This window comes from Pseudomonas sp. BF-R-01, assembly GCF_019946615.1.
Taxonomy (GTDB): Bacteria; Pseudomonadota; Gammaproteobacteria; order Pseudomonadales; family Pseudomonadaceae; genus Aquipseudomonas; species Aquipseudomonas migulae.
In genome coordinates this window covers 15,506-25,927 of sequence record NZ_JAGYFX010000016.1, presented here as the reverse complement: position 1 = coordinate 25,927, position 10,422 = coordinate 15,506, and the positions used below count along the sequence as shown (strand labels likewise).

General features: G+C 63.7%; 2 protein-coding genes. Both read right to left on the bottom strand.

Going from position 1 to position 10,422, the window contains the following annotated elements:
• Positions 1-11: 11 nt before the first annotated feature.
• Complete coding sequence (locus KGB27_RS09080) at positions 12-1,070, bottom strand: TauD/TfdA family dioxygenase (RefSeq protein WP_223554076.1); 1,059 nt, start codon at positions 1,068-1,070, stop codon at positions 12-14.
• A gap of 54 nt (positions 1,071-1,124) precedes the next feature.
• Positions 1,125-10,367 carry a non-ribosomal peptide synthetase gene (locus tag KGB27_RS09075; protein WP_223554074.1) on the bottom strand — a complete coding sequence of 3,081 codons (9,243 nt, stop codon included), beginning with the start codon at positions 10,365-10,367 and terminating at the stop codon, positions 1,125-1,127.
• Positions 10,368-10,422 lie beyond the last annotated feature (55 nt).

The following is a 10,422-nucleotide window of genomic DNA, read 5'->3' as shown; positions in this document are numbered from 1 at the left end:
GTCGAGGGTCCTTATTCCTGATCCAGGTCGGCGCTTTTCTGCGCGATGGCCATGGCCGTGAGGATTTTTCTGTAGCCAGTGAATTCGTTGCGCGCATGCACGCTGAGGATGTTGTCCAGCAGGACCACGTCGCCCTTCTCCCAGGCGAACTCGACCATCACGTCGCGGTAGATGCCTTGCAGGTGGCGGATCACGTCGTCGGGGATGGCCGAGCCGTCGCCGAAGAAGGTGTTTTGCGGCAGGTCCAGCGGGCCGAATTCACGCAGCAGGTTGTCGCGGATGCTGTCCGGCAGGGTCAGCGCGTTGAAGAAGGTGCCGTGGTTGAACCAGATGCGCTCGCCCGTCAGCGGATGGCGCACGATGGCCGGGCCGTTTTGCCGGGTGCGCAGGCGATTGCCGGACTTCCACTCGGCCTGAATGCCGATCCTGGCGCAGTAGGCTTCGACTTCGCCGCGATCTTCGCTCTGGAACACGGTCTGCCATGGCAGCCCCATGCCGTCGCCGTAGTTACGCACGTACATGATGCGTTTACGCTGAAACTCCTCGCGCACGGCCGGGTCGATCCGCGCGAGGATTTCGCGGGTGTCGCCGAACGGGGTTTCGCCGCCGGTGGTCGAGGGTGTGTCGCAGTAGAAGTACAGGTGACGCGGGAACACCGGCGAATAGGAATGCTCGTTGTGCGGGAAGATTTTCTCCGCCGCCGGGTAATCGGTGGAGCTGTAGATCTTGAACTGACCGGTGATCTGGGTCCGTGGCGAGGCGCGGAACAGGTACTCCAGGGCGCCGTCGGAAATCGCCGCCACACAGCGGTTGAATTCGGCGATGTCGGCCACCTGGAAGCCACGGAACAGAATCACCGCGTGATCAAGCAGCTTGCTTTCGATCAGGGCGCGATTCTCCGTCGCCCACTCCACCAGGCTCACACCAGGCACTGCCGGGCGGCACACCAGCGGCATGCTGGCACCGTCGAACATCGGCGCAAAACTCACCAGCCGGGTCGGGTCGGTGGACAGGCTCTTGCGCGCACCGCGGCCGATTTTGGGAATGGACTTGGTGGTTGAAACAGTCATAAACCCCTCCAGAAAATGATGACGGCGGCGCCCGGTTGGCACCGCCGCAATGAATCAGTCCGCCGCGCCTTGCGTTGCCGGCGTGCCGCGACGACGCTTGATCGCCATGGGCCCGCCCAGCAACGCCTTGCGCTGCTCGTTCAATCGCGCATCGGCACGGCGCTGCACCTCGGTGGCCAGTTCCAGCAGATCGCTGACCGTCAGCTCGTCGGCGCGCAACAACGCTTGCAGTACCGCCTCGATTTGTTCGAACAGGCTTTGCAGCGTGCTCGGCAAGTACTGCCCGGCGGGTGTTTCGAAACTCAAGTGAATGTGTTCGGCCTCGTTGTAGAACGCAGCGACCATGCCGATCTCGGCAGCTTGCCGACCCGACGGGAAGTCCTCGACCAACAAGCCGTCCATGGAGGGCAAGCGACCGACGCCTTCCTGATAGATCAACTTGATGTCGAACAACGGCGAGCGCCCGGCCCGACGCGGCAAGCGCAACGCTTCCACCAATCGCTCGAACGGCAAATCCTGATGGTCCGAAGCCTCCAGAACCGCACGGCGACAGGCTTGCAAAAGTTGCCCGGCAGCCTGGTCAGCATCGACCTCCACTTGCAGCACTAATTGGTTAACGAAGAAGCCGACCATTTGTTCAAGCTCAACTTGATTTCGGTTGGCGATATCGGTGCCGATGCGCACGCGACCGACCTCGGTGCGCTGACGTAACACCAGGGTGAAGCCGGCCAATAGCACCATGAACAGCGACAATCCACGCTGTTGAGCGAAGTTGCGCAACTGCTGACTCAAGGTCGAATTCAAGGTGAAATGTTGGCTGGCGCCCTCCTGCGCCTGACGCTGATCGCCGTCGCCCGGCAGCTCCAGCACGGCTTGCGGCTGGCCGAGGCGCGCCTGCCAGTAATCGAGCTGACGTTGCAGCTCGCCGCCCTGCTCCAGCCACTGGCGCTGCCATTTGGCGAAGTCGGCGTATTGCACGACCTGCTCCGGCAACTGCGCGACACCACCCCGGTTGAGGGTCGGGTACAGCGTGACGAATTCATTGATCAGAATCCGGAACGACCAGTCATCCGCCGCGATGTGGTGCACCGTCAGCAGCAGCACATGCTCCTGATCCGCAACCTGCAACACCCGCACCCGCAGCAACGGCCCGTTGCGCAGATCGAACGGCCGGGCGACTTCTTCACGGGCCCGTTGCGCGGCTTCGACGTCCGGGGCCGGCAAATGCCGCAGGTCGCTGATGGCGAAATCCAGCGGCAGTTCGGCGTGTACCCGCTGCCAGGCCTTGCCGTCTTCCTCATAGAACGTGGTGCGCAACACGGCGTGGCGTTGCACCAGGGTTTCGAAGGTTTGCTGCAACGCCGACAGGTTCAACGCGCCGCGCAATCGCAAGGCGCCGGGCATGTTGTACATCGAGCTGTCGGGCTCAAGGTTCCACAGGAACCACAACCGCTGTTGGGCAAAGGACAACGGCTGGCGTTCGCCGGAGTGGTCCGCCACCAGCACCGGGCGCTCGCAGACATTGGCGGCGTGCCGCAGGCCTTGCACCTGAGCCGCGAAATCCTGCAGGCGCGGGTGTTCGAACAGGCTGCGCAAACTCACCGACAAGCCCAGACGCTGACGAATCTGCGAAACGATCTGCGTGGCCAGCAACGAATGACCGCCCAACTCGAAGAAGCTGTTTTCGCGATCGACACGGGCAACCTGCAACACCTGCTGCCAGATCTGCGCCAGCTCGATTTCCAGCTCACCTTGCGGTGCGGTGCCGGCCACGGCGTCCCAGACTTCGGGTGCGGGCAACGCCGCGCGGTCGAGTTTGCCGTTGCGGTTGAGCGGCAATGCGCTCATCACCACCAGTTGCGCCGGGAGCATGTAGTCCGGCAGACGCTCACCCAAAACCTGGCGCACGGTTTCGGTGAGTTGACGGGAATCGGCGTTCGGCAACACCGGCACCACATAACCGATCAGTTGCTTGCCACCGACGCCTTCGTGCACCAGCACTGCGGCTTCGCTGATCATCGGCAAGCCTTGCAGGTGCGCTTCCAGCTCACCGAGTTCAACGCGGAAACCGCGAATTTTCACCTGATGATCGATGCGTCCCAGGTACTCCAGCGCGCCGTCCTCGCGATACCGCGCCAGGTCGCCGCTGCGGTACAAGCGTGCACCCGGCGTGGTGGAAAACGGATCGGCAATAAAGCGTTCGGCACTCAAACCCGGACGCTGGTGATAGTGCTGGGCAATGCCGGCATCGCCGCCGATGCACAACTCGCCCACGCAACCGGTTGGCAACAGATGGCCCTCGGTGTCCAGCACGTACAACGCCCGACCCGGCAAGGCGCGGCCAATCGGCACGCCGATCAGGTTTTGCGTGTCGGCCAGGGTGCACAGGTGGGTGCTGGAAACCACCGTGGCTTCGGTCGGCCCATAGGTGTTGAGCAGGCGTACGTCGCCGAGACCGGCGGCATGCCAGAGCTTCAAGCCCTCCAGCGACATGGCTTCGCCACCGACATGAACCTGCCGCAACCGACCTTTGTCGCGCTGAGGCTGCGCGGCCCATTCCTGGGCAAGCAAATACCAGTAGGCCGCCGGCAAGTCCGCCAGGGTTACGCCCTGTTCGATGATCTGCCGGTACAAGGTGTCGGTGTCCCACAGCTCATCGCCGCGCAACACCAGCGCCGCGCCCACGCACAGTGGCGGGTAGCATTGCTCGACAAAGCCGTCGAAGCTGAACGTGGCGAATTGCAGCACGCGGTCGTCGGCGCTGAGTTGCGAATAGTCCGCCGCAATCACGCAAAACTCGCGCAGTGCGGCGTGGGCCAGGCACACGCCTTTCGGCCGCCCGGTGGAACCGGAGGTGTAAATCAGGTACGCGAGGTCTTCGGCACAGGCGAGGTTGACCGGGTTGGCCGTGGAATAGCCGGCCAGCGACGCCGTCGTCAGCGCCAGACGCGGCAAGCCTTCGGGCAGCGCGACATCGTTCAGCAGCTCCGGTTGCGCCAGCAGCAGGTCCATGCCGCTGTCTTCGATCATGTAGGCCAGGCGTTCGGCCGGGTAGTCCGGGTCCAGCGGCACGTAACCGGCGCCGGACTTGAGGATGGCCATGAGGCTGACGATCATCTGTGCATTGCGCCGCACCGACAGGCCGACCCGCTGCCCCGGCGCCACGCCGTGTTCGCGCAGGCGATGGGCGAGCTGGTTGGCCTGGGCGTTGAGCTGTGCATAAGTCAGTCGCTCGTCGCCGACAATCACGGCCCATGCATCGGGCGTGCGGGCCGCTTGCTGCTCGAAACGCTGATGCGCCAACAGCGGACTGTCCAGCAGCGGCGCGGCGGGACGCGATCCCAGCAGTACCTGGGCTTTTTGCTTCGCGTCCAACAGACTGACGGCGCCCAGCACCTGCTGCGGATGCGCAACGAACTGCTCCAGCACATGCAGCAGGTTCGCACTCAAACGCTCGATCTGCGCGGCGCTGAACAAGGCCCGGTCGAAACTGAATTCCAGACGCAGGCTGGTGCCGACTTCGATGCCGAGGGTCAGCGGGTAGCTGGTGATTTCGTGATTGCGCAATGCGCCGAAGGTCAGGCCCGCCGGTGCACCTTGCTTCAGCGCTTCGGCCACCGGGAAGTTTTCGAACACCAGCAAGCTGTCGAACAGCGCGTTGCCCTGCTGCCCGGCCCAGCCCTGAATGTCGTAGAGCGGCACATGCTCGAACTCGCGCAGGCTCAGGTTCAGCGCTTGCAGTTCATTGAGCCATTGGCTGACCGGTTGCGCGGACGACGGCGTGGCAATGATCGGCAAGGTGTTGATGAACAGGCCCAACTGTTGCTCGATACCCGGCAACGGTGCGGATCGCCCGGCAATCGTCGCGCCGAAGGCCACGCACGATTGACCGGTATAGCGCTGCAACAGCAGGCCCCACGCGCCCTGCAACAAGGTGTTGAGGGTGATTTTCTGCTGCCGGGCAAACTCTGCCAGACGCTGCATCGCGGCGCTTTCGAGCGTCAGGTGATGCTCGCCCATGCAGCGCCCTTCGACCGGCGTCGGCAAGGCGTGCGCCAGCAAGGTCGGCGTTTCGAGCGCGGCCAGCGCCTGTTTCCAGAACTGTTCACCCGCCGCCGGTGGCTGCTGCTGAATCCAGCCGAGGTAGTCGCGGTATTGCCCCAAAGGCTTGGCCAGTGTTTGCCCGGCGTAATGCTGAATCACCTCGCCGAGCAACTGCGCGTTGCTCCAGCCGTCCATGAGGATGTGATGACTGGTGTAGATCAGGTGCCAGGCGTCGCTGCTCTGGCGCACCAGCATCAGGCGGAACAGCGGCGCGGCACTGAGTTCGAAACCACGGCTGCGCTCCTCGGCGGCCAGTGCATCGAGGTCGATATCAGCTGCTTCGATCACCTGCAATTGCAGGTCGATCTGGCGATGAATCACCTGATGCGCAGCTTCCAGGCCCAACCAGTGGAAGCTGCTGCGCAGAATGTCGTGACGGTTGATCGCCGCCTGCCACGCCCGACCGAAGGCCGCCAGTTCCAGCCCCTGGATATCCAGGCGCAGTTGGTTGATGTAAGCCTCGGCCTGCGGCTCATACAAGGTGTGGAACAGCATGCCCTGCTGCATCGGCGTCAACGGATAAATGTCTTCGATGGCCGGGGCGGCGACGGGCAAGGCGTCCAGCTGCGCCTGATTGATCCGTGCCAACGGGAAGTCTGACGGCGTGACCTGCCCCGCTGGCGTGGCGCAGCAGTGTTCGATCAGCGCAGTGAGTTCTTCGGTGTAGGCGTCGGCCAGTTTTTGAACGGTGCCGTCGGCGAACATGTCGCGACTGAACCCCCATTGCAGCGAGAGCTGACCGCCATAGACCTGGCTTTCCAGCGTCAGCCAGTTGGCCAGCGGTGCATCGTCACCCTGGGCCTGACCGCCGCTTTCCGCTGCGGGTACAAACAGTGCGTCTTCATCGAACTGGCGGTCGAACTGGCCGAGGTAGTTGAAGGTGATCCGTGGCGCCGGTAACCCTTGCAACGCTTCACGCTGGGCCGGTTCGCCGAGGTAACGCAGCAGGCCATATCCCAGGCCTTTGTCGGGGATGGCGCGCAGTTGTTCCTTGATCGCCTTGATCGTGTTTGCCGTTTGCGCGTGAGGTTGCAGGCGTACCGGGAACAGGCTGGTGAACCAGCCCACGGTGCGCGTCAGGTCGAGGTCGTCGAACAGATCTTCACGGCCATGGCCTTCGAGCGGGATCAGCGTCGAGTTGTGCCCGGTCCAGCGGCAGATCACCCGGGCCAGCGCGGTCAGCAGGAGGTCGTTGACCTGAGTGCGATAGGCCGCCGGCGCCGTTTGCAACAACTGCCGCGTCAACCCGGCGTCGAGCTTCGATTCGATTTTTTGGCCATGGCGATGCTGCAAGCTGCCCAGCGGATTTTCACACGGCAGGTCGCAGGCATCGGTGTGTTGTGCCTGCCAGTAAGGCAGTTGTTGATACAGCGTGTGGGCATGCGCTTGCAGGTGTCTGGCCCAGTGTTGATAAGCGCTGGTTTTGTCCGGCAACGTCGCGGCGCTGCCACCCGCCAATTGCGCATAGGCCTGCTGGAGGTCTTCGAGCAGCACCCGCCAGGACACGCCGTCCACCGCCAGATGGTGGACCGCCAGCAGCAGGCGTTGCGAGCCATCGTCGAGGCTGACCAGCAGCGCGCGCAGCAACGGTCCTTCGGCCAGATCGAGGCTGCGTTGTGCTTCATCGCACAGGTCCGTCAACGCCTCGGTCGACGCCGCGTGACGCTGCCACAACCCGGCCGTTTCGACCTGTGGTCCATGAGACTGCTGCCAGCCATCGACACTCGCGGCAAACCGCAGGCGCAAGGCATCGTGATGGTTGATCACCGTCACCAGCGCGGCTTCCAGTGCTTGCGGGCTCAGCGCTTCGCGCGGCGTCAACAGCAAGGACTGGTTCCAGTGTTGCGGTTGCGCGATGGCCTGTTCGAAGAAGTAGTGTTGCGCCGGGGTCAGCAGCACTTCGCCGCTGACCGGTCCTTGGTCGATGGCACTGCGGCTGTCGAATGCCGCCACCAGCGCCAGGCTGCGCACGGTCTGGTACTGAAACAGGTCGCGCGGGCTGAGACGGATGCCGGCCTGACGGGCGCGGCTGACCACTTGAATGGAGATGATCGAGTCACCGCCCAGTTCGAAGAAGTTGTCTTCGAGGCCCACACGTTCCAGGCCCAGGACGTCCTGCCAGATCTGCGCCAATGCCATCTGCATCGCATCTTGCGGCGCGACGAACGCCTGTTGCGGCGCCGCGTCCGGTTGCGGCAGGGCCTTGCGGTCCAGTTTGCCGTTGGCGGTAACTGGCAACGCATCCAGCGGCATCAGGTAAGTGGGCACCATGTATTCCGGCAGGCTATTGAGCAGCCAGCCCTTGAGGGTTTCCGGCCACTGCGCCTCGGCGTTTTCCAGCACCAGGTACGCCACCAGATGTTTGCCGCCCTGCACCAGGACCACCGCCTCGCGCACCAGCGGATGCTGCATCAAGCGGGTTTCGATTTCCCCCAGCTCGATACGCAGGCCGCGCAGTTTCACTTGATGGTCGAGGCGACCGAGGTACTCGATCACCCCGTCGGCACGCTGGCGCACGCGGTCGCCGGTGCGGTACAGGCGTGCGCCGTCATGGAACGGGCACGGCACAAATCGCTCGGCCGTCAGCCCCGGACGCCGGTGATAACTGCGCGCCAGCCCCGCGCCGCCCAAGTACAACTCCCCCGCCACGCCCGCCGGCACCGGCAGCAACTGCGCGTCCAGAACGTGGGTGCGCAGGTTGGCAATCGGCCGGCCGATGGGCACGCTGTCGGCGCCCTCGTCTACGCACGTCCAGTGGGTCACATCGATGGCCGCTTCGGTCGGCCCGTACAGATTGAACAATCCGGCGCCCGGCAGTTTGGCGAACACCTGAAGCTGGGCATCCAGCGGCAGGGCTTCACCGCTGCACGCGATGCGTTTGAGGCTGGTGCAGGCTTCAACACCCGGTTCGTGGATGAATGCTTGAAGCATCGACGGCACGAAGTGCAAGGTGCTGATGCCGAACTCGCCGATGAGGCGGATCAACCGCGCCGGTTCGCGGTGCGCACCTGGCGGCGCCACCACCAGACGGGCACCGGTCATCAGCGGCCAGAAAAATTCCCAGACCGACACGTCGAAGCTGAACGGGGTTTTCTGCAACACCGAGTCGCTGCCGTCCAGCCCGTACGCCTGTTGCATCCAGCACAAACGGTTGACCAGCGCCGCATGGCTGTTGCCGGCGCCCTTGGGTTTGCCGGTGGAACCGGAGGTGTAAATCACATAGGCCAGGTTCAACGGATTCACCGCCACCTGCGGGCAATTTTCGCTGTAACCGGCCAGCCAGTCCTCGTCCTGATCCAGTGCGATGACCTTGATGCCCTCGGTCGGCAGCGTGCCAGCCAGGGCGCTCTGAGTCAGCAATACAGCAATCGCACTGTCTTCGATCATGTAGGCCAGGCGTTCCGCCGGGTATTCCGGATCGAGCGGCACGTAAGCGCCGCCGGCCTTGAGAATCGCCAACAGGCCGATGACCATTTCCAGCGAACGCTCGACGGCGATCCCCACCAGCACATCGGGACCGACACCCTGCTCGCGCAGGTAATGCGCCAATTGACTGGTGCGCGCATCGAGCTGTGCATAAGTCAGCTGACGGTCGCCAAACACCAGCGCCGGAGCCTCGGGTGTGCGCAGGGCCTGGGCGTGGATCAGTTCATGAATGCATTGCTCGACGGGATAGGTTTCGGCGGTGCGGTTCCAGTCATGCACCAGCACCTGTTGTTCATCCGCCGCCAGCATCGGCAGCTCGCCGACCCGCTGATGTGTGTCGATCACCATTGCCTGCAACAACCGCGTCCAGTGCTGCGCCATGCGCGCGATGGTCGGCGCGTCGAACAGGTCGCTGGCGTAGGTCAGCGCGGCGTGCAGCTTGCCGCTCTTTTCATAGGTGTCGAGGGTCAGGTCGAACTGCGTGGTGCGCCCTTCCCACTCGATCGCGCCCAGCACCAGGCCGGACGCGGTGCTGATGCTGGACATGTCCGCGACCTGCGGCTGGTGGTTGTACATCACCTGGAACAGCGGCGTGTGGCTGAGGCTGCGTTCCAGTTTCAGCGCTTCGACCAGACGCTCGAACGGCAAATCCTGATGGGCCTGGGCACCGAGCGCGGTCTCCTTGATGGCGCGCAGCAGATCGTCAACGCGGGTGTGGCCATCGAGCCGGGTGCGCAGCACTTGGGTGTTGACGAAGAAGCCGATCAGGCCTTCGATTTCCGCTCGGTTGCGGTTGGCAATCGGCACCCCGACACGGATGTCGGTCTGTCCGGTGTAGCGATGCAGCAGCGCGTTGAACGCACCGAGCAACAGCATGAACAGGGTGATGTTGTGTTTCTGCGCGGTGGTGCGCAGTTGCTCGGCCAGTTGCGTGTCGACGGCGAATTCGTAGCGCGTGCCGCGATAGCTCGGCATCGCCGGGCGCGAGTGGTCGGTGGGCAACTCCAGCACCGGGTGCTCATCGCCGAGTTGCGCTTGCCAGTAATCGAGTTGGCGCGCTTGCTCGCCCGCCTCCAGCCAGCGGCGTTGCCACAAGGCGTAGTCGCTGTACTGGATCGGCAGCGGCGCGAGTTGCGGTTGTGCACCGGCCTCGAAGGCGTCGTAGCAGCGGATGAATTCGTCGATCAGCACGTTCAACGACCAGCCGTCGGAGACGATGTGGTGCAGGGTCAGCAGCAGGACGTGTTCCTGCTCGGCGAGTTTGAGCAAGGTCACCCGCAGCAGCGGGCCGATGGACAGATCGAAGGGCAGCACTGATTGCTGTTCGGCCGCCTGGGCGACGGCACGTTCGCGCTCCGTTTCCGGCAAGTCGCTGAAGTCCACGTGTTTGATGATCAGCGGCGCACTGGCCGGCACTTGCAGCAAGGTGTCGTCGGCCTGGCGCTGGAACACCGTGCGCAGGGTTTCGTGACGTTCCACGAGGCTGACGAAGGCTTGTTCCAGCGCCGACAGGTTCAACGCACCGGTCAAACGCACCGCGCCCGGCAGGTTGTAGGCGCCACTTTGCGCGTCCAGTTGCCACAGAAACCACATGCGCTGCTGGGCATACGACAGCGCCTGGCGATCCTCGGCCTCGACGCCGGCTGGAATGGGGAACCGGGCGAAATCAATGCCTTCCTTTTGCAAGGCCGCAAGGAACATCTGGCGCTTTTCCAGGGGCAACCCGATAAACCGGCGAGCAAGTTTCAAGGAGTCATCAGCATTCATTTCTAAGCATCCGGATCAGTGGCGGGAAGCACAAAGGCACGTCGTCCCTATAAAA